General features: G+C 64.9%; 23 protein-coding genes and 2 tRNA genes. 15 read left to right on the top strand and 10 right to left on the bottom strand.

What is annotated here, in order from left to right:
* The first annotated feature begins 106 nt into the window (after positions 1–106).
* Complete coding sequence (locus AC6CH0_RS04855) at positions 107–919, top strand: transposase (RefSeq protein WP_498098634.1); 813 nt, start codon at positions 107–109, stop codon at positions 917–919.
* On the opposite strand, the gene AC6CH0_RS04860 is transcribed toward AC6CH0_RS04855, so the two are convergent.
* The 7 genes from AC6CH0_RS04860 to rpmH form a co-directional block, all read right to left on the bottom strand.
* Positions 907–1,449: a P-loop nucleotide/nucleoside kinase family protein gene (locus AC6CH0_RS04860; RefSeq protein ID WP_498098635.1), complete on the bottom strand. Its 543-nt coding sequence runs from the start codon at positions 1,447–1,449 to the stop codon at positions 907–909. The genes AC6CH0_RS04855 and AC6CH0_RS04860 overlap by 13 nt on opposite strands.
* Positions 1,450–2,504: 1,055 nt before the next feature.
* Positions 2,505–3,146, bottom strand: coding sequence for a 16S rRNA (guanine(527)-N(7))-methyltransferase RsmG (rsmG, locus tag AC6CH0_RS04865; protein WP_498098636.1), 642 nt, complete (start codon positions 3,144–3,146; stop codon positions 2,505–2,507).
* A 16-nt stretch (positions 3,147–3,162) separates the two neighbouring features.
* A complete protein-coding gene (locus AC6CH0_RS04870) occupies positions 3,163–3,660 on the bottom strand; it encodes a Jag family protein (RefSeq protein WP_498098637.1) in 498 nt (165 codons plus the stop codon).
* A gap of 4 nt (positions 3,661–3,664) precedes the next feature.
* On the bottom strand, positions 3,665–4,618 hold the full coding sequence (gene yidC, locus AC6CH0_RS04875) for a membrane protein insertase YidC (RefSeq protein WP_498098638.1): 954 nt from the start codon (positions 4,616–4,618) through the stop codon (positions 3,665–3,667).
* A 9-nt stretch (positions 4,619–4,627) separates the two neighbouring features.
* Positions 4,628–5,035: a membrane protein insertion efficiency factor YidD gene (yidD, locus tag AC6CH0_RS04880; RefSeq protein ID WP_498098639.1), complete on the bottom strand. Its 408-nt coding sequence runs from the start codon at positions 5,033–5,035 to the stop codon at positions 4,628–4,630.
* A gap of 1 nt (position 5,036) precedes the next feature.
* Positions 5,037–5,408, bottom strand: a complete 372-nt coding sequence (rnpA, locus tag AC6CH0_RS04885; protein WP_498098640.1) for a ribonuclease P protein component — start codon at positions 5,406–5,408, stop codon at positions 5,037–5,039.
* A gap of 7 nt (positions 5,409–5,415) precedes the next feature.
* A complete protein-coding gene (gene rpmH, locus AC6CH0_RS04890) occupies positions 5,416–5,553 on the bottom strand; it encodes a 50S ribosomal protein L34 (RefSeq protein WP_022892375.1) in 138 nt (45 codons plus the stop codon).
* A 426-nt stretch (positions 5,554–5,979) separates the two neighbouring features.
* Here rpmH and dnaA point away from each other — a divergent pair, with 426 nt between their 5' ends.
* The 11 genes from dnaA to AC6CH0_RS04945 all read left to right on the top strand — a co-directional run bounded on the left by dnaA (position 5,980) and on the right by AC6CH0_RS04945 (position 18,125).
* Positions 5,980–7,401 carry a chromosomal replication initiator protein DnaA gene (gene dnaA / locus AC6CH0_RS04895; RefSeq protein WP_498098641.1) on the top strand — a complete coding sequence of 474 codons (1,422 nt, stop codon included), beginning with the start codon at positions 5,980–5,982 and terminating at the stop codon, positions 7,399–7,401.
* A 456-nt stretch (positions 7,402–7,857) separates the two neighbouring features.
* Positions 7,858–9,006, top strand: coding sequence for a DNA polymerase III subunit beta (dnaN, locus tag AC6CH0_RS04900; protein ID WP_498098642.1), 1,149 nt, complete (start codon positions 7,858–7,860; stop codon positions 9,004–9,006).
* A gap of 172 nt (positions 9,007–9,178) precedes the next feature.
* The gene (recF, locus tag AC6CH0_RS04905; RefSeq protein ID WP_498098643.1) at positions 9,179–10,399 is read left to right on the top strand and encodes a DNA replication/repair protein RecF; all 1,221 of its coding nucleotides are present in this window, start codon (positions 9,179–9,181) and stop codon (positions 10,397–10,399) included.
* Complete coding sequence (locus tag AC6CH0_RS04910) at positions 10,392–10,874, top strand: DciA family protein (protein ID WP_498098645.1); 483 nt, start codon at positions 10,392–10,394, stop codon at positions 10,872–10,874. The genes recF and AC6CH0_RS04910 overlap by 8 nt, the downstream gene beginning before the upstream one ends.
* Before the next feature lie 123 nt (positions 10,875–10,997).
* Complete coding sequence (gyrB, locus tag AC6CH0_RS04915; protein WP_498098647.1) at positions 10,998–13,013, top strand: DNA topoisomerase (ATP-hydrolyzing) subunit B; 2,016 nt, start codon at positions 10,998–11,000, stop codon at positions 13,011–13,013.
* Between the two features lie 79 nt (positions 13,014–13,092).
* A complete protein-coding gene (gyrA, locus tag AC6CH0_RS04920) occupies positions 13,093–15,600 on the top strand; it encodes a DNA gyrase subunit A (protein ID WP_498101032.1) in 2,508 nt (835 codons plus the stop codon).
* A gap of 6 nt (positions 15,601–15,606) precedes the next feature.
* Positions 15,607–16,011 (top strand): DUF3566 domain-containing protein, encoded by a 405-nt coding sequence (locus AC6CH0_RS04925; protein ID WP_498098649.1) that lies wholly within the window; start codon positions 15,607–15,609, stop codon positions 16,009–16,011.
* Positions 16,012–16,076: 65 nt separating this feature from the next.
* Positions 16,077–16,150, top strand: a tRNA-Ile gene (locus tag AC6CH0_RS04930).
* Positions 16,151–16,191: 41 nt separating this feature from the next.
* Positions 16,192–16,264: transfer RNA gene (locus AC6CH0_RS04935), tRNA-Ala, on the top strand.
* A 200-nt stretch (positions 16,265–16,464) separates the two neighbouring features.
* A complete protein-coding gene (locus tag AC6CH0_RS04940; RefSeq protein ID WP_498098650.1) occupies positions 16,465–17,619 on the top strand; it encodes a hypothetical protein in 1,155 nt (384 codons plus the stop codon).
* A 56-nt stretch (positions 17,620–17,675) separates the two neighbouring features.
* Positions 17,676–18,125: an NUDIX hydrolase gene (locus tag AC6CH0_RS04945; RefSeq protein ID WP_498098651.1), complete on the top strand. Its 450-nt coding sequence runs from the start codon at positions 17,676–17,678 to the stop codon at positions 18,123–18,125.
* Between the two features lie 170 nt (positions 18,126–18,295).
* Here AC6CH0_RS04945 and AC6CH0_RS04950 read toward each other — a convergent pair whose 3' ends face one another.
* Together AC6CH0_RS04950 and AC6CH0_RS04955 are read right to left on the bottom strand one after the other, a co-directional pair.
* The gene (locus AC6CH0_RS04950) at positions 18,296–18,547 is read right to left on the bottom strand and encodes a hypothetical protein (protein ID WP_498098652.1); all 252 of its coding nucleotides are present in this window, start codon (positions 18,545–18,547) and stop codon (positions 18,296–18,298) included.
* Between the two features lie 618 nt (positions 18,548–19,165).
* Positions 19,166–19,684 carry a DNA helicase gene (locus AC6CH0_RS04955; RefSeq protein WP_498098653.1) on the bottom strand — a complete coding sequence of 173 codons (519 nt, stop codon included), beginning with the start codon at positions 19,682–19,684 and terminating at the stop codon, positions 19,166–19,168.
* Between the two features lie 118 nt (positions 19,685–19,802).
* Between AC6CH0_RS04955 and AC6CH0_RS04960 the strand changes: the two genes are divergently transcribed.
* Positions 19,803–20,342, top strand: a complete 540-nt coding sequence (locus tag AC6CH0_RS04960; RefSeq protein WP_498098654.1) for a peptidylprolyl isomerase — start codon at positions 19,803–19,805, stop codon at positions 20,340–20,342.
* A gap of 253 nt (positions 20,343–20,595) precedes the next feature.
* The gene (locus AC6CH0_RS04965; RefSeq protein ID WP_498098655.1) at positions 20,596–21,207 is read left to right on the top strand and encodes a rhomboid family intramembrane serine protease; all 612 of its coding nucleotides are present in this window, start codon (positions 20,596–20,598) and stop codon (positions 21,205–21,207) included.
* A 210-nt stretch (positions 21,208–21,417) separates the two neighbouring features.
* Here AC6CH0_RS04965 and AC6CH0_RS04970 read toward each other — a convergent pair whose 3' ends face one another.
* Complete coding sequence (locus AC6CH0_RS04970) at positions 21,418–21,657, bottom strand: cell division protein CrgA (RefSeq protein ID WP_498098656.1); 240 nt, start codon at positions 21,655–21,657, stop codon at positions 21,418–21,420.
* A gap of 72 nt (positions 21,658–21,729) precedes the next feature.
* Between AC6CH0_RS04970 and AC6CH0_RS04975 the strand changes: the two genes are divergently transcribed.
* Positions 21,730–22,521, top strand: a complete 792-nt coding sequence (locus AC6CH0_RS04975; protein WP_498098657.1) for a class E sortase — start codon at positions 21,730–21,732, stop codon at positions 22,519–22,521.

Below are 22,521 nucleotides of genomic sequence, written 5' to 3' on the forward strand. Positions count from 1 at the left end.
GAGAATGCGCTGGCGTGGTGGCACTCGACGCGGCTGTGGGGCGGGTGAGGGGAAGGGAAGGGTCGTCTGGCGAAGACCGTGGAGCGGCCGCAGTACACACCGGCGAGTGCGTTCAGGCGCACTGGGCGGCGGGGCACACAATCCCGACGGGCCGTCGATCCCGGGTGAGGTTTGGGCTGTTCTGGAGCCGTTGGTGCCGGTGCCGGTGGTGCGTTCGCGACCGTGGACGGATCATCGACTCGCGGTCGAGGGTATGGCCTGGAAGTGCCGCACGGGTGCGACCTGGCGGGATGTGCCGGAGCGGTTCGGGAAGTGGAACTCGATCTACAAGCGCTTCACGTGCTGGGCCGAGGACGGCACCTGGGAGACGCTCTTCGCTGAGGTGCAGAAAGTCCGACGCGGCCTGGAAGCTCGAATGGGTGGTGTCGATCGGCTCTCTATCGCGCGCGTGCACCAGCACGGTGCGACCGCGGCCGGCCACCGGCGTCCGTTGAGCTGGGTGATCACCGGCGGGGACATCAACGACACGACGATGATGGCTGCCACGCTCGATCAGATCAGCGTGCCGCGTCCGGTTGGCCCGCCGCGTCAGCGTCCCGATCGCGTGATCGCGCACAAGGGCTGCCCGTCGAAGAAGACCCGGGCTTGGCTGCGGGAGCGGAAGATCGCCGCGACGCTCCCCGAACGCGACGACCAGATCGAGCACCGCCGGAAGACGCCCGGCAGACCGATCGAGTTCGGCGACGAGCAGAAGGAGCGCTACAAGAGCCGCGACGTCGTCGAGCGGTGCTTCAACGAGCTCAAACAATGGCGAGGCATCGCGATGCCCTCAGACAAGACCGCCCGCGCCCACCATGCCGCGATCACCCTCGCCGCCACGCTCATCTGGATCAAGCCCGATCTGGCTCACACGGCGTAGCGGACCACCTCGAGCGGCCCCTCCTCGGGCGTCGGCGGCTCGAACCGCTCGAAGTACTCCGTCGCCGTCTGCTCGGTGAGCGGCCAATCGTCCGCCCGCCTCCCGTGTCGGTCACCGACTCGGCTCAGGATGGTGTCGAGGGTCGTTGCGATATAGACAGTCTCCGGCGCGATGCCCTGGGGTGCGAGCAGTGCGCGGAACTCATCGCGTTGTCGCCGGAACCAGAATCCGAAGTCGAGCACGACGTCGTTCCCAGCCGCGACGTGGCGCAGCAAGCGCGCCTTCAGGTCTGCGGACACCTCGGCGACCACGTCGGTGGAGGGCATCGTCGTGATTCCGCGATCCCAGAACTCCACCTCGAACGACAAACGCGTCCAACCCTCGCGCTCCAGGCGCTTGGCATAGGTGGTCTTGCCAGCACCACCTGGCCCGCACATCATCACGACGCGGGGTCGGAGAGTCTTGTTCACTGCCACCGGGCCGAGGTTACGCTCTGCCACTGACGTTGAAACTTGCAACGCTCCGCCCATCGCTGATCTGGATCAGATCGGACTTGATCCACACGCCCTAGGGGAGTGGTCGGCCGCAAGGCGATGGACCCGTCGGGACCCGAGGCTTCCGCGCACCGCTGGAGCATGAGTTCAACCGCGACGACACGGGTGGGCCACACTCGTTGGGCGTGGCGCTCCCTTCGCCATCGCGAACGGTACTGCGGCACGGCACTGCTGGTGCCGAGATATCAAGCCAGAGCCTGATCGCCGGGTATCCGAACAAGAACTGGGGGCGCGGATCGCCGGCGAGTGACGATCGTGGTTCGGCGGTGGCAACCGGCACTGCCCAAGCGTGGGCCGTCACCGGCGATGACCCTCTCGCTCGATCTGGGTGCACTCCAACACGGACGATGTGTGCGCCGAAGACTGCGAGGACGAGTCACCGACCGGCACCGAAGCGCCTGACGCGAGAGCCGGTCCACTCCGGATGGCTCAGCTGGTCCCAAGCTGAGAAGCGGCCGGACGTGTGGAGTTCTCGTACACGTCCATCAAAGCGAAGACGTCCGCTCCGACTCGCAGACCCCTGCCGTGACACTGAGGCTGAGTTTCGAGAGCGCCGGTGGACTTCGGCACGCGACGGGGTCATGCACGAGATCATCGCTCTGCTGAGTCCAGGGCGAGACCGCCATCGGGTGGAAGTGCCGGGGAATGGTGACGCCCCTCTTCGTTTCACGTGAAACGCATCCCTACGTCGATCTGGGAAGCACGCGTCACGAATGCCGGTCACTGGCGGTCGCCGCGAACACGCACACCGAGTCCCGACAGTGCGCGTCGAGGAAGGTCGATGATCTGCGCACCACGCACTCTCGCCCGCCCGCCCGATTGTTGCTCGACTCAATCGCTCAGTGAAGAACGGGGGCGGACCCTCGATCGTAATTCAGGTCGGCGAGGTCTGGCAGAGCCGCGTACCGAGAACTGAAGCGATACCGGCTGCCGCATCGACTCCGACCCGGCAACCTCATGCGTCCGGCGTGATCGACGTCGACCTGATGGGCAGCGACCATGGCGCGTCGGTGGACGTCACGCCCAAGCGTTCAGCGCGCGGTAGCGCGGAAGACCCTGGTCACCTCGGACACGACACCCTCGCCGAGTACGAGCACCTCGACATCATGGAGTTGATGCTTGCGGATGACCTTCTCGGCGGCACCGATCTCGCCGTCGACGCCGGCGCCCTTCATGAGCACGAGCTCACCGCCCGGACGAAGCAGGGGAGCGGTTACGGGAATGAGGGTACGGAGCGCACTCACTGCTCGCGCAGTCACCTGATCGAGTGAGTCGAACAGCTTCGATTCTTCGGCGCGAGCCCTGACGACGGTCACGTTCTCGAGTCCGAGTTCGCCCGCCTGACGCTCGAGCCACGCGACGCGACGTTCCATCGGTTCGATCAGGGTGAACGAGACGTCGGGGCGGATGATCGCAAGGACCAGACCGGGGAGACCGGCACCCGAGCCGACATCACCGACTCGACCAGGGTGCAGCAGGGGCGCCACCAGTGCACTGTTGAGCACGTGCCGCGTCCAGAGTCGGGGGAGTTCGAGCGGGCCGATCAGGCCGAGCTCCTCACCGTGCCGTGCCAGCGCCTCCGCGAAGGCGCGTCCGGATTCGATGTGCTCCCCGAAGAGCACGGCGGCTGCAGCAGGCTCTGGCTCCAGCACGGGTTCGACGTCGTCGGTCATGGTTTCACGTGAAACATCAGCCCACGCGAGTGATGACCGTGTGGCGCTCGGCACCCTCGCCGCGCGACTCTGAGTGGAGTCCGCGCTCAGCGACGAGATCGTGCACCAGCTTGCGCTCATACGACGACATCGCCGGCAGAGACGCCTCGGCCGCTCCGCCTTCGATGCGCTCGGACGCCCGCTCGACCAGGCTTGCGAGTTCATCGCGTCGCGCGTCACGCGATCCACCGATGTCGAGGATCAGGCGCGAGAACGCACCGGTCTTCGTCTGGACGGCGAGACGGGTGAGCTCTTGGAACGCACTGACCGTGTCTGGCTTCGACAGCAGATTGAGATTCGCACCCTCGCCTGCGTTGACCGAGACGTATGCGCGCCCGTTGCGGGCGTCGATGTCGATGTCACCATCGAGGTCCATGATGTCGAGCAGTTCTTCGATGTAGTCGGCCGCGATATCGCCCTCTTCTTCGAGTTGCGCGGTCGACCGGTCGACGGTCTCGTTCTGTATGTCGGTCATGGGTCTACTTCCCCTGCTTCTTCGCGCGGTTCTTGCTGACGGGCTGCTGGCGCTGCGTCTTCTTCGGTTCCTGCGGCTCGATCTCGGTCTTCTCTTCGACCACGAGCTTGCCCTTGCGTGCGAGTCGCTCCTCGCGCGCCTTCGCCGCCTCGCTGCCCGGAGTCGGCATGTTGCGGATGACCACGAACTGCTGACCCATGGTCCAGAAGTTCGAAACGAGCCAGTAGAACATGACGCCGATGGGGAAGGCGACACCGGAGAACGCGAAGACGAGAGGAAGCAGGTACAACAGGATGCGCTGTTGCCGGAACATCGGGCTCGCCTTGGTCTCGGGCGACATGTTCTTCGACACGATCTGCAGCTGCGTGATGAACTGCGACGCCGTCATCAGCACGATCATGACGCTCGCGACCACCATGACCTGCCACGGCTGGAACCCGTTGTTCCATGCGTTGATGAAGGTTTCGTTGAGGGGTGCACCCAAGAACACGGCGTTCGAGAACGAGTCGGCAAGCGTCGGTGTGAGCACGCCGACTCCACCGCGATCGGAATGGATCGAGGCATCGTTGAGTACCGAGAAGAGGCCGAAGAAGATCGGCATCTGCAGAAGCAGCGGCAAGCAGGAGGAGAGCGGGTTTGTGCCCGTCTTCTTGTAGAGCTCCATCGTCTCGCGGGACATCGCCTCGCGAGAGAACTGGTCTTTCTTGCCCTTGTACTTGTCCTGGATCTTCTTGAGCTGTGGCGCAACCTCGAGCATGCGCCGCTGGCTCTTGATCTGCCGAACGAAGATCGGGATCAGAGCGGCACGAACGACGATGACCAGACCGACGATCGACAGCACCCAGGTCAGTCCAGCGTCGGGGTCGAGCCCGACGAACCCCCACAAAGAGTGGAACGCGACGAGGATCAGCTCGATGACCCATTTGATGGGCCAGAGGACAATGCTGATGATGTCCATGTGGTTGAGTCAGTCCTTTCGGGACACGGTGGGGGAGAGGTGCGCGAAATCGCGATCGTGCGTGTGCTCGTGGTGAGCGGTCGCGGCGAACGCCGGTTCCGCGGCATCCGATGACCCGTGCCCCGCTGGAAGCACCCAGCCGAAGTCGGTCACGCGATACCGCGAGTGAGAGGCCTGCCGAACGTCATCGATGCCGCCCGCGGTCCAGGGGTTGCAACGGAGAATCCGCCACGCGGCGAGCACCGATCCTATGAGGAGGCCGCGCTGCTGAACAGAGCCGAGACCGTATGCCGAACAGGACGGGTAGTAGCGGCACACGTCGCCGTAGAGCGGCGAGATCACCGCGCGATAGCCGCGGATGACGAGCACGCCGAGATTTCGGGGGATGAGCGCGGCGAAGAGGACGGCGTTCTTCACGCTATTCGCCCTTCTCCGGAACCGGGGTAGCTGAAGCTCGCGTGCGACGTCGTGCGAGAGCGCCGAGCACCTCGGATCGGATCTCGCTCCACCGGGCGTCGGATGCCGACGGGAGAGCGCGCACGACCACGTCGACGTCGGCAATGCCCTCACCCAGCGCTTCGTGGCAGACCGCCTTCAGGCGGCGGCGCACGAGATTGCGACGAACGGCGCCGCCGACCTTCTTCGAGACGATGAAGCCGAAGCGCGCGTCGGTGCCCGACTCCCGTGAGCGCACATAACTCACGGTGTGGGCCCCGGCAACCTTCGCACCGCGGCGCACGATGACTCGATAGTCGTCGGCGCTCGTGATGCGATTGGCCTTGGCGAGCACCGAAGAACTATGCGGAGAGCTCGGTGCGGCCCTTGCCGCGACGTGCCGACAGGATGGCACGGCCGGCGCGGGTGCGCATGCGAAGGCGGAAGCCGTGCTTCTTGGCGCGACGACGGTTGTTCGGCTGGAAAGTACGCTTGCTCATTCTTCTTCTCCGGCGTTCGGATCTCCTCGCCGGGATCGCTCTACAGCGCGAAGGCGGGAAAACTGGGTGCCCTGATGGGCTGGGGTCAACTGATTAAAACTACGGCCTCGCGGCCTCGCGGTCAAACTGAACCTCATTCGACCGAGCGCAGTGCAAAAGAGACAGTATCGCGCCAACCTCGGGATCGCCTGTGGAACGACACGCCGACGCAGTCGAATCCCTCAAACGGCATTTGTCGCGGACGACTTCATTGGATAGCGTTTGACACCAGTTATCCCCAGCTCGGTGCGCGGAATCTCGGGCTTCTTCCGATTTCTCCCCACAGGGGGTGGATAACCTACTGAACACTCGCCTCGCGCCGCTTGCTCCGTCGATCGGGGGATCGATGAGCGGCAGACGACGGCACCGGATTGAATGCGGGGAACGATGACAGAACAGCCCATCTCGGATACGTGGGCGACGATCCTCGATCGGCTGTCAGACGACGACGCGATCACCCCGATGCTGCAGGGCTTCCTCAATCTGGTCGAACCGAAGGGAATCGCGGCCGGCACCTTCTACCTGGAGGTGCCGAACGATTTCACAGCGAGCATGCTGAACCAGCGCATGCGTGTGTCGCTGCTCTCTGCGATGAGCGTGGTCGAGGCACCCTCTCCGGTGACATCGTTCTACGTGGTCGTCAATCCCGAGCTCGAAGAGTCACGGGCTCCCGAGCCGCAGTCACCGTTCGTCGATGAACTGCTCGACCCGGTCGAGATGCCCGCCTCACCGCAATCGGTGTTCGAGAACACCAATCCGGTCGCGTCTCGCGACACCCGGCTGAATCCGAAGTACGCGTTCGACAGCTTCGTCATCGGGCAGTCGAACCGCTTCGCCCACGCCGCAGCGGTCGCCGTGGCGGAGGCTCCGGCGAAGGCCTACAACCCGCTCTTCATCTACGGCGACTCGGGGCTCGGCAAGACGCACCTCCTGCACGCGATCGGCCACTACGCGATGAGCCTCTACCCGGGCATCCGAGTGCGGTACGTGAGTTCCGAGGAGTTCACGAACGACTTCATCAACTCGATCGCGAACAACCGCGGCTCGCTCTTCCAGCAGCGCTACCGCAACATCGACATCCTGCTGATCGACGACATCCAGTTCTTGCAGGGTAAAGCGGAGACCCAGGAAGCCTTCTTCCACACCTTCAATACCCTGCACGATCACAACAAGCAGGTCGTGATCACGAGCGATGTGCCTCCCAAGCACCTGACCGGCTTTGAAGATCGCATGCGCAGCCGGTTCGAGTGGGGACTCATCACCGACGTGCAGGCACCCGACCTCGAGACGCGCATCGCGATCCTCCGCAAGAAGGCGCAATCCGAGCGACTCCAGGTACCCGACGACATCCTCGAATACATGGCGTCGAAGGTGTCGAGCAACATCCGCGAGCTCGAGGGCACGCTCATCCGTGTCACGGCCTTCGCGAGCCTGAACCGCACGCCGGTCGACATGCCCCTCGTACAGACGGTCCTGAAAGACCTCATCACGGATGACTCGGACAATGTCGTCTCGCCGGTCGACATCATCACGGCGACCGCCGACTACTTCAAGTTGACCGTCGACGACCTCTATGGTTCGAGCCGATCGCAAGCCGTGGCCACCGCTCGTCAGATCGCGATGTACCTCTGCCGTGAACTCACGAGCCTGTCGCTGCCGAAGATCGGTCAGCTCTTCGGCAATCGCGATCACACCACGGTCATGTATGCGAACAAGAAGATCTCGGAACTCATGAAGGAGCGACGCTCCATCTACAACCAGGTCACCGAGCTCACCGCGCGCATCAAGCAGGTCAGCCGCTACCGCTGAGTTCGGATGCGGTCCGACTCATTCAGCGCGCCCGAAAACGGGCACCGACGCCTGTTCCGCGTCGATTCAACACGATTCCCACAGTTGTGGAGAACCTGTGGATTGTTAAGGGGCAACCGCCCAGTGCCTGTTGAGACAGGGGCTCTGCCTGTGCAGAACAGTGTCATGCATTCGGCGACGGCAGGAGTCATCCGCCCATGAACCCACACACTGTGCACAGTTGCGATGGTCCGCGTTCGGCGTCGTTCCGCGGGTCTCCGAACACCATCCACAGTTTCCACAGCGGTTAACACTGTTAAGAGTTAATGGTTTAAGGGGAGATTCCCACAACCTCGAGATCGACGGACCTCGTTCGACAGTCGCGGCCGCACCGCGCCATCATCGATTCGCCCCACGTCGAGCCGAACTCTGCGGATAGCATGGGAGCCACCCAGCGACATCCACGACGGGAGAACCGTGAAGTTCCAGGTCAACCGCGACGTCTTCAGTGAGGCCGTTTCCTTCGCCGTCAAACTGCTGCCCCAGCGCACCACGTTGCCGATCCTGTCGGGAGTGCTGATCCAGGCGAACGCCGACGGACTCGTGCTGTCCTCCTTCGACTATGAGGTGTCTTCGCAGACCGAGATCCAGGCCGACGTCGAAGAGACCGGAACCGTGCTGGTCTCCGGGCGACTCCTCGCCGAGATCGCCGGCCGACTGCCGAACGCACCCGTGCGGGTGGCGACCGAAGACAGCCGCATCTCCGTGAGCTGCGGATCCGCGAGCTTCACCCTGTTGTCGATGCCGGTCGAGGAATATCCGTCGATTCCCGAGATCGGTCCCGAATCCGGTGTCGTTCCAGCCGAAGAATTCGCCGCCGCCGTCGCACAGGTCGCCGTCGCGGCCTCGCGCGACGATGTCACCCCGGTCATCACCGGCGTACAGCTCGAGGTTCACGCGAACAACCTGAGTCTCGTGGCCACCGACCGTTACCGCGTCGCGGTGCGGGAGCTCGACTGGGACGGGGGCACTGTCGCCGGCGACGAGACCGTCACCGCCCTCGTGCCGGCACGCACCCTGCAGGAGGTCGGCAAGACCTTCGGCCACTCCGGCACGATCTCCGTCTCGATCACGAGCCGCGACGACCGCGAGCTCATCGCCTTCAGCGCTGAGAAGAAGACCGTCACCTCATTGCTGATCAAGGGCAATTTCCCGCCCGTACGTCGGCTCTTCCCCGAGACGGTCGATAACTACGCGGTCGTGAACACGGCCGAACTCATCGAAGCCACCCGTCGTGTCGCGCTCGTGCTCGAGCGAGAAGCGGCGCTGCGCTACAGCTTCACCGCAGACGGGCTCACCCTCGAGGCCATCGGCAGCGAGCAGGCTCAGGCCTCGGAGTCGATCGACGCGATCCTCACTGGAGACGACACGGTGGTGTCGTTGAAGCCGCAGTTCCTGCTCGACGGTCTCGGCGCCGTGCACTCGGAGTTCGTGCGCGTCTCGTTCACGAAGACCGAGAATCCCAACAAGCCGGGTCCGGTGCTCATCACGAGTCAGTCCTCTCGCGAACAGGCGGGTGCCGACAGCTATCGCTACCTGCTGCAGCCGAACCTGTTGCTGCGATGACACCAACGCCGGTCGAGTAACGACGAAGGAGCGTATCGAGAGCCGATGGCGATCTCGATACGCTCGCTACTCGATCAACGCGAGCCGAGTCGGCGGTGCGGGGTAGCGTGGTGAATTGCGATTCCGGCGGCCGCGTGGCATCCGGATGCCTCGTCGTCGAAGGGAGTCGAACGTGCACGTCACCCGGCTCTCACTGACCGACTACCGCAACTACGAACGGGCCGATCTCGAGCTCGGACCGGGTGCCACGGTGCTCGTCGGCCGCAACGGACAGGGCAAGACCAACCTCGTCGAGGCGATCGGCTACCTCGCCACTCTGAGTTCGCACCGCGTCTCGGGTGACCAGGCACTCATCAGGGCTGGCGCCGACGCCGCGATCGTGCGGGCCCTGCTGTCGCACGGTGATCGTGAGCTCCTCGTCGAGTTGCAACTGAACCGCCAGGGTGCAAATCGGGCGCAACTCAATCGTTCGCCGGTGAAGACGAGAGAGCTCCCGCGATACGCGCACAGCGTGCTCTTCGCTCCCGAAGACCTGGCGATCGTACGGGGCGAGCCGTCGGTGCGGCGCCGGCTGCTCGATGAGCTGCTTGTGCAGCGCACCCCTCGGCTCGCCGGCGTCATGACCGACTACGAACGCGTGCTCAAGCAACGGAACTCGCTGTTGAAGAGCGCACGCGCACGCGGCCTCGCGGTCGACAAGCTGACGACGCTCGACATCTGGGACGAACGCCTCGTGACACTCGGTTCCGAGCTCATCGACCAGCGGCTGGCGCTCGTGGCAGAGCTTCGCGAGCCCCTTGCGGCGGCGTACCGATCGATCGTGGACGCGGATCATTCGCCGGGAATGAGCCCGTCACTCTCGATCGACGGTGCCGACCCCGACGGTGAGCCCGACACGTCGACCGCGTTCTCCGACCCCGGGTCGGGCACTCGCGAGCGGTTCGCCGATGCGTTGCAGGCGCTTCGCCCGAAAGAACTCGAGCGCGGTGTCACGCTCGTCGGCCCGCACCGCGACGACGTCGTGCTGTTGCTCAACGGTTTGCCGGCAAAGGGGTATGCGAGTCATGGCGAGTCATGGTCGTTCGCGCTCGCGCTCCGGCTGGCTTCGGCTGAGCTTCTCCGTCGCGACTCGATGACCGGCGACCCGGTGCTCGTGCTCGACGACGTCTTCGCCGAACTCGATCGGTTGCGGCGCGAACGTCTCGCGAGTGCCATCGTCGGCTTCGAGCAGGTGCTCGTGACGGCCGCGGTGATCGAAGACGTTCCCGCACCGCTCACCGCGCGAATCGTGCACATCGAGGGTGGTCGCATTCTCGATCCGGGAATGCCCGGGAGTGATGGCGGCCCTTCGATGGCTTCAGAGCTCAGCGCCGGGGAGGTGAGCGATGTCTGAAGCGTCACGCGTCTACCAGCACTTCCGTGAGATCTTCGGCGGCGAACCACGATCCCGCACGGGCCGGCCTGGTCGGGTACGCACACGCGAAGCGTCGGGCAGCCAGCCGTTCACGCCGGGGCGTGACCCGAGACCCCTGGCCGACACGATCGATTCGCTGAGCACCCAGCTCGGCTGGAACGGTCCGCTCTCGCAGCACGACGTGCTCGCCTCATGGGCTGACATCGCCGGCGAAGAGACCGCACGTCACTCGGAACCGATCGCGATCGAGGGCGGCATGCTGCAGGTGCGGTGCGAATCGACCGCGTGGGCGACCCAGTTGCGCATGATGCGCACGCAACTGCTCACCGAAATCACGACGCGGTTCCCGGGCGCCGGCGTCGAGACCATTCGCTTTCAAGGCCCTGATGCCCCCACCTGGAAAAGGGGCCCCAGATCGGTTCCAGGGCGTGGTCCGCGCGATACCTACGGCTAGGCAGGCAAATTCGGTCACTTCGAATCTGTTATCGCCCCAGATCGGCGCTTCACGGCACCCGTCGACCCCTGATTTGATAGGATCGAGAGTCGCCAGAATGACGGTCAGGAGCCCGATTCACACATGACAGCGGAACCCACGAAGGCCCAGTCACCGGCTTACGGTGCTGATGAGATCCAGGTACTCGAGGGCCTCGAAGCGGTTCGCAAGCGGCCGGGTATGTACATCGGCTCGACGGGTCCCCGAGGCCTGCACCATCTCGTCTCCGAGATCGTCGACAACTCGGTCGACGAAGCGCTTGCGGGCCATGCCACGACCATCGACGTCACGATCCTTCCCGATGGCGGCGTGCGCGTCATCGACGACGGTCGAGGCATCCCGGTCGACATCCACAAGGCCGAGGGCCGCTCCACTGTCGAGGTCGTGCTCACGGTGCTGCACGCGGGCGGCAAGTTCGGTGGTGGTGGGTATGCCGTTTCCGGCGGGCTGCACGGCGTCGGATCATCCGTCGTCAACGCCCTCTCCACCAAGCTCGATGTCGAGGTTCGCCGTCAAGGCCATGTCTGGCGCCAGTCGTTCACGGTGGGCGTGCCCGATGCCCCGCTCTCGAAAGACGAGCCGAGCGACGTGACCGGCACGACGATCACCTTCTGGCCGAGCGCCGACATCTTCGAGACCGTCGAGTTCGACTACGAGACGCTGCGTGCTCGATTCCAGCAGATGGCCTTCCTCAACAAGGGCCTGCGGATCACCCTGACCGATGAGCGCGTCGGCCACGTCGAGATCGATCCCGACGATACGGCAGCGAGCGAAGCAGAGGCCGGACCTCCCGGTCAGCGCACCGATACCTTCATGTACGAGCGGGGCCTCGTCGACTACGTCGAGTACCTGAACCGTTCGAAGAAGTCCGATGTCGTGAACGACGAGATCATCTCGTTCGAGACCGAAGACACCGATCGCAAGATCGCGCTCGAGGTGGCGATGCAGTGGACGACGTCGTACACCGAGTCGGTGCACACCTACGCGAACACGATCAACACCCATGAGGGCGGCACACACGAAGAGGGCTTCCGATCGGCGCTCACCACGCTCGTGAACAAGTACGCCCGCGAGAAGGGCATCATCAAGGAGAAAGACGAGAACCTCTCCGGCGACGACGTGCGCGAAGGTCTCACCGCGGTGATCTCGGTCAAACTCTCCGAGCCGCAGTTCGAGGGCCAGACGAAGACGAAGCTCGGCAACACCGAAGCGAAGTCGTTCGTCCAGAAGGTCACCGCCGACCAGCTCGGCGACTGGTTCGAACGCAACCCCACCCAGGCACGCGACATCATCCGCAAGGCGATCCAGGCGGCGACCGCTCGTCTCGCCGCACGCAAGGCTCGCGAAGCGACTCGTCGCAAGGGACTGCTCGAGTCGGGCGGCATGCCCGGCAAACTCAAGGACTGCTCGTCGAAAGACCCGTCGCTCTCCGAGATCTTCATCGTCGAGGGAGACTCGGCCGGCGGCTCCGCCGTGCAGGGACGCAACCCCGAGACCCAGGCGATCCTGCCGCTCCGCGGCAAGATCCTGAACGTCGAGAAGGCCCGGCTCGACCGCGCGCTCGGCAACGCCGAGGTGCAGGCCATGATCACCGCGTTCGGTGCGGGCATCGGTGAAGACTTCAACACCGACAAGGCCAGGTACCACAAGATCGTGCTCATGGCCGATGCCGACGTCGACGGCCAGCACATCACGACGCTCCTGCTCACCCTGCTGTTCCGCTACATGCGCCCGCTGATCGAGTTCGGGTACGTGTACCTCGCGCAGCCGCCGCTCTACCGGCTCAAGTGGACGAACGCCGATCACGAGTACGTCTACTCCGACAAGGAGCGCGACGCGCTGCTCGATGCGGGCGTCGCGTCGGGCAAGCGGATCCCGAAAGACAACGGCGTGCAGCGCTACAAGGGTCTCGGCGAGATGAACCACCAAGAGCTGTGGGAAACCACGATGAACCCCGAGACCCGCACGCTGCTGCAGGTCACCATGGACGACGCGGCCGCTGCCGACGAGATCTTCTCCACCTTGATGGGCGAAGACGTCGAGAGCCGCCGCAACTTCATCCAGAAGAACGCGAAGGACGTGCGTTTCCTTGACATCTGATGTGATCAACCCCGGCGACGAGGGGTACGAGGGCCCCGGCGTGCACGGCAGGATCGACCAGGTCGACCTGCAGCTCGAGATGCAGCGCTCCTACCTCGACTACGCGATGAGTGTCATCGTCGGGCGCGCCCTGCCCGACGTGCGCGACGGGTTGAAGCCCGTGCACCGACGCGTCATCTACGCGATGTACGACGGTGGCTATCGACCGGACCGCGCCTTCTCGAAATGCGCCCGCGTCGTCGGCGACGTCATGGGCCAGTTCCACCCGCACGGCGACACGGCGATCTACGACGCGCTCGTGCGGCTCGTGCAGCCGTGGAGCCTGCGCTATCCGCTCGCACTCGGCCAGGGCAACTTCGGCTCGCCGGGCAACGACGGCGCGGCCGCTCCCCGGTACACCGAGACGAAGATGGCTCCGCTCGCGCTCGAGATGGTTCGAGACATCGAGAAGGAGACCGTCGACTTCCAAGACAACTACGACGGCCGCACGCAGGAACCATCGATCCTGCCTGCGCGCTTCCCGAACCTGCTCGTCAACGGTTCGGTCGGCATCGCCGTCGGCATGGCGACGAACATCCCGCCGCACAACCTGCGCGAAGTGGCATCCGGAGCCCAGTGGTATCTCGAGCACCCCGAGGCCTCGCGCGAAGAGCTGCAAGAGGCGCTGATCCAGCGCATCAAGGGGCCCGACTTCCCGACCGGGGCGCAGATCCTCGGCGTGAAGGGCATCAACGACGCGTACCGCACCGGCCGCGGCTCGATTACGATGCGTGCGGTCGTCTCGGTCGAAGAGCTGCAGGGCCGTACGTGCCTCGTGATCACCGAGCTGCCGTACCAGGTGAACCCCGACAACCTCGCGATCAAGATCGCCGATCTCGTGAAAGACGGCAAGGTCGGCGGCATCGCCGACATCCGTGACGAGACCTCGGGTCGCACCGGCCAGCGCCTCGTGATCGTGCTGAAGCGCGACGCCGTGGCGAAGGTCGTGCTCAACAACCTCTACAAGCACACCCAGCTGCAAGACAACTTCGGCGCGAACATGCTCGCGATCGTCGACGGCATCCCGCGCACGCTCTCGATCGACGGGTTCATCGCGCACTGGGTCGACCACCAGATCGAGGTCATCGTTCGGCGCACGCAGTTCCTGCTGCGCGAGGCCGAGGCGCGCATGCATATCCTGCGGGCCTACCTCAAAGCGCTCGACGCACTCGACGAGGTCATCGCACTCATCCGCCGTTCGCCCACCGTCGAAGACGCCCGCGACGGGCTCATCGAGCTGCTCGACATCGATGAACTGCAGGCGCGAGCGATCCTCGATCTTCAACTGCGCCGCCTCGCTGCCCTCGAACGGCAGAAGATCAACGAAGAGGCCGAGAAGATCGCCGCGGAGATCGCCGACTACGAGTCGATTCTCGCCTCGCCCGACCGTCAGCGCACGATCGTCTCCGAAGAGCTCGCCGAGATCGTCGCGAAGTACGGCGATGAGCGTCGCACCCATATCGTGCCCGGCTTCGATGGCGACATGGCGGTCGAGGACCTCATCCCCGAAGAGGAGATGGTGGTCACGGTCACGCGCGGCGGCTACGTCAAGCGCACGCGCAGCGACAACTACCGCTCGCAGCACCGGGGCGGCAAGGGCGTGAAGGGCGCGCAACTGCGCGCCGACGACGTCGTCGAGCACTTCTTCGTCACCACGACGCACCACTGGCTGCTGTTCTTCACGAACATGGGCCGTGTGTACCGCGCGAAGGCCTACGAGATCCAAGAGGCCGGCCGCGATGCCAAGGGCCAGCACGTCGCGAACCTGCTCGAGATGCAGCCCGACGAGCAGATCGCCGAGATCCTCGATATCCGCGACTACGGGGTCGCGCAGTACCTCGTGCTCGCCACGCGCGACGGGCTGGTGAAGAAGACCGACCTGACGGCGTACGACACCAACCGTTCGCGCGGTGTCATCGCGATCAACCTGCGTGACGGCGACGAGCTCGTCTCGGCGATGCTCGCCGACGAGCACGACGAGATCCTGCTCGTCTCGAAGAAGGGCATGTCCCTGCGCTTCGAGGCGACGGATGAGGCCCTCCGCCCGATGGGCCGGTCGACCTCGGGTGTGAAGGGCATGTCGTTCCGGGCGGGCGACCAGTTGCTCGAGGCATCCGTCGTCGCGGGCTCGCAGGCCGAGGTCGCGCAGGATGTCCAGGCCGAGGTCTCCGCTGATGACGACGACGCTCGGTACGTCTTCGTCGTCACTGAGGGCGGCTATGCCAAGCGCACCGCCGTCGACCAGTACCGCCTGCAGAATCGCGGTGGACTCGGCATCAAGGTGGCCAAGCTGAGCGACGATCGAGGCGATCTTGCAGGCGCGCTCATCGTCGGCCACGACGACGAGGTGCTTGTGGTTCTTGCCAGTGGCAAGGTGGTACGCTCTGACGTCGCCGAGGTTCCCGCCAAAGGCAGGGACACGATGGGTGTCGTGTTCGCGAAATTCGCGGACGACGACCGAATCATCGCCATCGCGAAGAATTCCGAACGGAATCTCGTGGAGGAGGCCGCAGAGTCCGAAGCGGCCGAGCCCGCGCGAGAGGAGTAGCCGTACATGAGTAGCGTCGCCGAGAAGCTGGCCCGCAAATCGAACCGAAAGACCCCTGCCAAGCAGGTGCGCCTTCGGCTCGTCTACATCGACTTCTGGTCGGCGGTGAAGCTGTCGTTCCTCATCGCGGTGTGCCTTGCCGTGGTCAGCATCGTCGCCACGTTCCTCATCTACACGGTGTTGAACTCGACGGGCATCTTCAACAAGCTCAACGAGCTGGTGCAAGACGTCGCCGGCGCCGGCGGCGACCTCACGTCGATCCTGTCGCTCGGCAACGTCATGGGCTTCGCCGTCGTCGCCGCGCTGCTCAACCTGGTCGTGACGACTGCGCTCGGTGCGATTCTCGCCGTGCTCTACAACCTCAGCGTCAAGATCACGGGCGGCATCCTCGTCGGTTTCACGAACAACTGACGTCGACTTCGGCCGGATTCGGAGATTGCCAGAACGTCCGGTAGTCTTTCCTTCGGCCGAAATTCGGGGATATAGCTCAGGCGGTTAGAGCGCTTCGCTGATAACGAAGAGGTCCGAGGTTCAAGTCCTCGTATCCCCACTCCACAACTTCATAACCCAGGAATGCGCGGCATTCCACTCGGGGCCTTAGCTCAGTTGGTAGAGCGCCTGCTTTGCAAGCAGGATGTCGGGAGTTCGATTCTCCCAGGCTCCACAGTTTTCTTTCTCCTCCGTGACCGCCAGGCTTCCCCAACGGGCCCTGCCGATCAACGTCGATGACGTCCGCGCGTCCGAGAGTAACGTGGGGCCGGTAGGTCCACCGGTGCTGTCGGACGAGCCTGTTGAGCCCTCCAGGCACGAATCGCTTCACTTCTGACAGGATGATCCGATGATCCGAGAAGTTGGGGTGCAGGTGTGATCGATCCGTCGATCTCAGCGGAGGGTCGTCGAATTCAGGCCCTGCCGCCGCGGGCATCTCGAGAGTTGGAACGGTCGATCGCCCGGCTCACTTGGGAGATCTGGCCGTGGATGAATTGGATCGTGCCGGCGTTCGTGTGTCTGCACGGCCTGCTGGGAAACGGAGGTTGGGAGAGCCTGGTGCTCATTCCCGCCTCGGTGGTGCTGGTCCCCGGGACAGCGCTCCTTGGAGCGCTTCCTCGCTTCTTGCTCCGGAAACGGGGTCATCTGAGCACCCCGCTGCCGATAGTCCCGCTCCTGTTCGTCATCTGGTGGGGGTGGATCTGCTTCGGGGGCGCAATGCCCGGCGCGACGGACAGCGCCCCGCTGCCTTCGATCTTCAATACCCTGTCGGGCGAGAGCCTGCCGTCCGTGATCGAGGCGGCGCTCATGGTCGGCGGTGCCGCTGCTGCGATCCTTGCCTGGATCGCGGTGTTGATGATCGCGATAGTGCGAGCGAAGAAGGAGCCGAAGAACCCGCATCGCGCAAGCATCATCGTGGCCTGGGCTGCCGCATTCCTGATCCCGGTCGCCCTCATCGCGACGTGCGTGGCCGGTGCTCGCCTCGGAGCATCAGCCGTGGACGCGAGTGGCGACACCTTCGCAGCTGCCGAAGCGCGGGATCGCGACGCCCGGGACGACCTCGATCGGAAACGGTACGAGGCGACGCAGCAGGCTCTCTCGGAGGTCCGCGGACTCATCTCGCCAAGCGACTGGACCGGCGCGGAGGCGCACTCGACATCCTCGAGTCAGTGCCCATGGGCTACGGCAGCAACCGATTGTTACTCCTTGGATGCGCGCTTCGTCTTCGAGTCCTCCGGCGTGCTCGATTTCGCGACCCTCGCCGACTCGCTCAGCGCAAGAGGATGGGGTGTGCAACAGGTGGCTACAGATGAGTGGGGTGCAATGGAACTCGACACGCGCAGCTCTGATGGGGTTTCCGTCACGATCCGCTACTCGCAGGTGGAATCCGGGGAACACTTCGTCAACACCCGTGCGACGAGTCCGGGCTGGTGGGGTTCGAAGTACGACGTTCGGCTCGACGTCTACGACATCGATGGCGAAGCGACCTTTGCCGCCGACGAATATCCACAGCTTGAGGTCAGGGAGTAGCCACGGCAACGACCAGGTACCGCGGCACGCGAACTGGGTGCCGCTACAGTGTCCGAATGGACATCCGCATCGCTGCGTACGGGGTCATCATCCAAGACGGCCGCATACTGCTGTCGCACTGGAACGAGCACGGCCGATCGGGGTGGACCCTGCCGGGTGGCGGCATCGAGGGTGCCGAGCACCCGGTCGTTGCGGCCCGTCGGGAGATCGCCGAGGAGACCGGCTACGAGGCATCGATCGATCGCCTCTTGGGCATCGACACGATGATCGTGCCTGCAGCGAAGCGTCACGTCGGTGCCTCGCCCCTCTACGCGATGCGCGTGGTGTACCGGGCGACTGTCGTCGGAGGGGCGCTCCGCAACGAGGTCGACGGATCGAGCGATGAGGCGCGTTGGTTCGCGCTCGACGATGTGCCGCAGCTCAAGCGGGTCAGCCTGCTCGACATCGCTCTTCGATTGAACGCGGCCGAACCGGTCGACGGTGTTCCACCGGGAGCGGGTTCGTAGTATCCGGGTGAAACGCGCGGCCGTGTCGTCAACGGTCCGGCTGTGCCGGGTGAACCGTTCGCGACACGACCGCGAGACGCCGAGCTCCCCGGGGGTCGATGCCGTCGCGTGTGCGACGACCTCGGCCCGCGGGGGCCGGCTGTGGGGGTGCGTGATGGTCTGCATGGGAATCAGATCATCGGTTGCGCGATGAGCGCGATGCGCTGGAACTCGGCGGCCTGGAGGCGCGCCGCGACCAGCTCGTTGTGTCGACGCTCGGAGCTCGCCGAGTGGCTGCGCTGCTCGTCTTGACGACGACCCCAGGCGATGAGGGCGAGCCCGACACGGCGAGCGACGCGTTCGCGCAGCCGACGTGCATCAGCACGGAGGGTGACGGTCTGGGCCTGTGGGCTGCGACCGGCGATGAGAGTACTCGTATTCACGGTGATTCCTTCTGATGTGTTGTGTGTTGTGTGGTGGTGCGTTGTTGGCGACGAGTGTGAGGTGTCGTCGCCGGACGGCATCGCGGAACGCTGCCGAGAGCGATCGCTTCGAGCAGCGGATCGTCGGGGTGGCGCCGGCGCGGGCGATCGTCGGCCGGCGAGGCAGGCGATGCGCGCGCTCGAACTCGAGCGCCGGGCAGCATGACCCAGGGTTGGCAGCTCACCGGAGCATCCGTTCGTCACGATCGGTGACGTCGGCGACCGAAGTCGCCAGTGGAAGCGCGGTGGCTACCGCAGGGTCACGCCCGAAGGGCGGAGTGGGCGGTCAGCGCGAGTGCGCGTGATGCCCGGGGCGAACTGCTAGCAGGCCCGAGACGAAAGGAGGACTCCCGTGTGGGCCGCGGCAAACGCTGGCGTGAAGATGTGCTTCATCATGGGTATCAACTCCTCTCAAGTTCGGTGCAAGAACACCGGTGTCGACATTAGCGGGATCTTCACGCCAACCGCAAGGTGAATTCTCAGATTCGCTGAAAGTCAGTGCCCGCACTGAGATCTCGGGTCGCGGAACGACGATGGCCCCGCTTGATCAGGCGGGGCCATCGGTGAAGCTGAGAGCGATCAGATGTCGCTCGGAGATGCCGCGGACGGCTCATCGTCGGCGACCCAGAGCTCGTCGTCGGCGCGGAACGTCTGCCACACGGCGTACGCGACACCTGCGGCGGCGACGATACCGGCGCCGATGGCGAGGTACGTGCCGAAGCCCGGGCCGTTCTTCTGCTTGACCACGGCTGCCGCTCGAGGCGAGACCCGCTCGATGGCGCGACGGACCCGCGCATCGTTGGCGATGTCGCCGATCGACAGCACGGAACCGAGGGCGGTGCCTACTGTGCGCTCGACGGTGTCACCGGCGCTGCGAGCGACTCGGCCGGCCTGCTGGACCCCCGGCCGAACATAACTTTCGTAGCCGGTGCGTACCCGGGGAACGACCTCTTCGCGCGTGAGCTGACCGAGCTGGCGGCTCGCCTCGCGAGCGACGGCGTTCGCGTGCTCGAGCACGTGCTGCTGGTTCTCCCAGAGCTCCCCAGCGTTGCTCTGCAGTCGCTTGAGTTCCTTCCGGCGCTTGCGTGACAGGCTCATCTCGACCTCCATCGTTGTGAGCGAACTCCTCCATCTTGCCATCGAAACGGCTGGAAGCGGGGTGGGAGTCCGAATACGGCATGCGGCTTGACGAATCGGCCCGTGACAGAATATGAGGATGCCGATTCCCACCGCAGTTGCGACGCTCAACACCAACCACGGCCCCATCAAGGTCGACCTCTACGGCGACCACGCCCCGAAGACGGTCAAGAACTTCGTCGGCCTCGCCACCGGCGAGATCGAGTGGACCCACCCCGCCACGGGCGAGAAGTCCACAGCACCCCTCTACGACGGGGTCATCTTCCACCGCATCATCCCCGGATTCATGATCCAGGGCGGCGACCCGCTCGGTCAGGGCGTCGGCGGTCCCGGCTACCAGTTCGACGACGAGATCAACCCCGAGCTCGACTTCACCGAGCCCTACGTGCTCGCGATGGCCAACGCCGGCATTCAGATGGGGCGCGGCACCAACGGATCGCAGTTCTTCATCACCACCGGCCCAACCACATGGCTGCAGGGCAAGCACTCGATCTTCGGCAAAGTGAACGACGAGGCGAGTCGCGCGGTCGTCGACCGTCTCGGCGCGGTCGCGACCGACGGTCGTGACAAGCCCCTCGAGGACATCGTCATCGAGAGCGTCACCGTCGAGCAGCTCTGAACCGCGGGTGAGCGACTCGGGGCCTGATCGGGCGAACTTCTGTTATCGGCATCCCGATCGGCAGAGCTACATCCTGTGCCAACGGTGCGGGCGCACGATCTGCCCCGAGTGCCAGACCCAAGCCGCGGTGGGAGTCGTCTGCCCCGAGTGCATGCGTGAGCAGCGGGCCACGGCTCCACGCACGAAGCCGGCGGTCCTGACCCGCATGCGCTCCGCGGCAGGCCGTGGAGCCCCCGTGGTCACGTATTCCCTCATGGGAATCACATTCGCCGTATTCCTGCTGCAACTCGTGCCCGGGCTCGCGATCACCGATCGGCTGCTGTACGCGGGCGTCTACTCGCTGCCGGGCAATCTCGAGCCGTGGCGCATGATCACGTCGATCTTCGTGCACTCCACCGGCCTGATCTTCCACGTGCTGCTCAACATGTACACGCTGTGGATCTTCGGACAGCTGCTCGAAGGGCTGCTCGGGCGATGGCGGTTCCTGGCCCTGTACCTCATCGCCGGGTTGGGCGGTTCGATCGGCGTGCTCTGGCTCGGCGATCCTCGCGTCGCGGTGGTCGGCGCCTCAGGAGCGATCTTCGGCCTCATGGGTGCGTTCCTCGTGATCCAGCGGCGAATGGGCGGGCAGACGACGCAGCTGTTCGTGCTCCTCGGCATCAACCTCGTGATCGGCTTCGTACCCGGCTTCAACATCGCCTGGCAGGCGCACCTCGGCGGCCTCGCCGTCGGCGCGGTCATCGGGTTGATCTTCATCGAGACTCGCAAGCGTTCGCAGCAGAAGCTGCAGATCTGGCTGCTCGTCGCGGTTGCACTCGTGCTCGTGCTGTTGAGCTTCCGGTACTTCCTGCTGCCGATCGGCTGACGCCGTTCGAAGTTATCCACAGGAGTTTCCACAGCTGGGGAGAGTTACACAGGTGTAATTGTCGTCATTTCGGGGGACGAGGGGATGACCGGCTTTTCCACACCTGTGGATAAACCTGGTTTCCCGCTGGCCGTCTTCGGCAGGAGCGGCAACACGAGAGAGGGGCGGATGCCGCAGCATCCGCCCCTCTCTTGGGTGTCGTCGAGCCGGTCAGCGCCAGCGGGTGGTCATGAGGAAGCCGATGAAGGCGATGCCGAAGCCGATGAGGATGTTCCACGAGCCGAGGTCGGCGATGGGGAAGCGGCCCTGGCTCACGTAGAACACGATGATCCAGGCGAGCCCGACGAGCATGAAGCCGAACATGACGGGCTTGAACCACACCGGGTTCGGAGCCTCTTCGCCGCTCGGCTGTTCTGCGCGCGCGGGCTTCGGGGATTTCGTACGTGCCATGGGGGTGATTCTAGCCGAGCTTGGGCTTGCGAACACATTCGACTGAATGGCATGCGGGATAGAATCAGCGCTATGTCCGAGCCGCAACCCGACGCCCGGCGTGAGCGCCGCTTGTCGGAGCGTCAGCGCCCCCGCGTGAGCGTCGTCGGCGTGCTCGGCGAACTGCTGCTCACCGCCGGTGCGCTGATCCTCCTGTTCCTCGGCTGGCAGCTGTGGTGGAACGACGCGATCATGGCCGGACAGCAGTCGTCGGCGGCTTCCGAACGCAGCGCCGAATGGCTCGAACAGGCACGCGAGACGCAGGGAGATGCGCCACCTCCGGCGCCGGCCGACTACGGCGATCCGGTCGTCGACGCCACGGACTACGGCAACGGCGAGGCGTTCGCGGTGATGTACGTACCGCGCTTCGGCGAGGATTCGCAGCGCAACATCGCCGAGGGCTACGGGCTCGACGTGCTCAACAGCTTCGATCTCGGTGTCGGGCACTACCCCGACACGCAGATGCCCGGCGAGGTCGGCAACTTCGCGATCGCTGCGCACCGCAGCGCCTACGGCGGTGGCATGCACGAGATCGAGCAGCTGCAGCTCGGCGACGCGATCTACATCCAGACCAGAGACGGCTGGTACACCTACCGATTCCGTGACTTCGAATACGTGACACCCGAGACGGTCGACGTGCTGGCGCCGGTGCCGCATCACCCCGACCTCGCGCCGACCGACCGCATCGTGACGCTCACGAGCTGCAACCCGCTGTATTCCACGGCGGAGCGCATCATCGCCTACGGCGTGCTGGAGTCGTGGCAGCCGGGTTCAGCCGGACCGCCGGCCGAGATCGCGGCGACCGTCGCCACCTGGGGGAGCTGA

The organism is Agromyces sp. GQ35 (genome assembly GCF_059758475.1).

Coding starts and splice junctions, on each gene's coding strand:
- AC6CH0_RS04860 (WP_498098635.1), bottom strand. CDS start 1,449: ATGGGCGGAGCGTTGCAAGTTTCAACGTCAGTGGCAGAGCGTAACCTC.
- rsmG (WP_498098636.1), bottom strand. CDS start 3,146: ATGACCGACGACGTCGAACCCGTGCTGGAGCCAGAGCCTGCTGCAGCC.
- AC6CH0_RS04870 (WP_498098637.1), bottom strand. CDS start 3,660: ATGACCGACATACAGAACGAGACCGTCGACCGGTCGACCGCGCAACTC.
- yidC (WP_498098638.1), bottom strand. CDS start 4,618: ATGGACATCATCAGCATTGTCCTCTGGCCCATCAAATGGGTCATCGAG.
- rpmH (WP_022892375.1), bottom strand. CDS start 5,553: ATGAGCAAGCGTACTTTCCAGCCGAACAACCGTCGTCGCGCCAAGAAG.
- dnaA (WP_498098641.1), top strand. CDS start 5,980: ATGACAGAACAGCCCATCTCGGATACGTGGGCGACGATCCTCGATCGG.
- AC6CH0_RS04910 (WP_498098645.1), top strand. CDS start 10,392: ATGTCTGAAGCGTCACGCGTCTACCAGCACTTCCGTGAGATCTTCGGC.
- gyrB (WP_498098647.1), top strand. CDS start 10,998: ATGACAGCGGAACCCACGAAGGCCCAGTCACCGGCTTACGGTGCTGAT.
- gyrA (WP_498101032.1), top strand. CDS start 13,093: ATGCAGCGCTCCTACCTCGACTACGCGATGAGTGTCATCGTCGGGCGC.
- AC6CH0_RS04925 (WP_498098649.1), top strand. CDS start 15,607: ATGAGTAGCGTCGCCGAGAAGCTGGCCCGCAAATCGAACCGAAAGACC.
- AC6CH0_RS04945 (WP_498098651.1), top strand. CDS start 17,676: ATGGACATCCGCATCGCTGCGTACGGGGTCATCATCCAAGACGGCCGC.
- AC6CH0_RS04955 (WP_498098653.1), bottom strand. CDS start 19,684: ATGAGCCTGTCACGCAAGCGCCGGAAGGAACTCAAGCGACTGCAGAGC.
- AC6CH0_RS04960 (WP_498098654.1), top strand. CDS start 19,803: ATGCCGATTCCCACCGCAGTTGCGACGCTCAACACCAACCACGGCCCC.
- AC6CH0_RS04965 (WP_498098655.1), top strand. CDS start 20,596: ATGGGAATCACATTCGCCGTATTCCTGCTGCAACTCGTGCCCGGGCTC.
- AC6CH0_RS04970 (WP_498098656.1), bottom strand. CDS start 21,657: ATGGCACGTACGAAATCCCCGAAGCCCGCGCGCGCAGAACAGCCGAGC.
- AC6CH0_RS04975 (WP_498098657.1), top strand. CDS start 21,730: ATGTCCGAGCCGCAACCCGACGCCCGGCGTGAGCGCCGCTTGTCGGAG.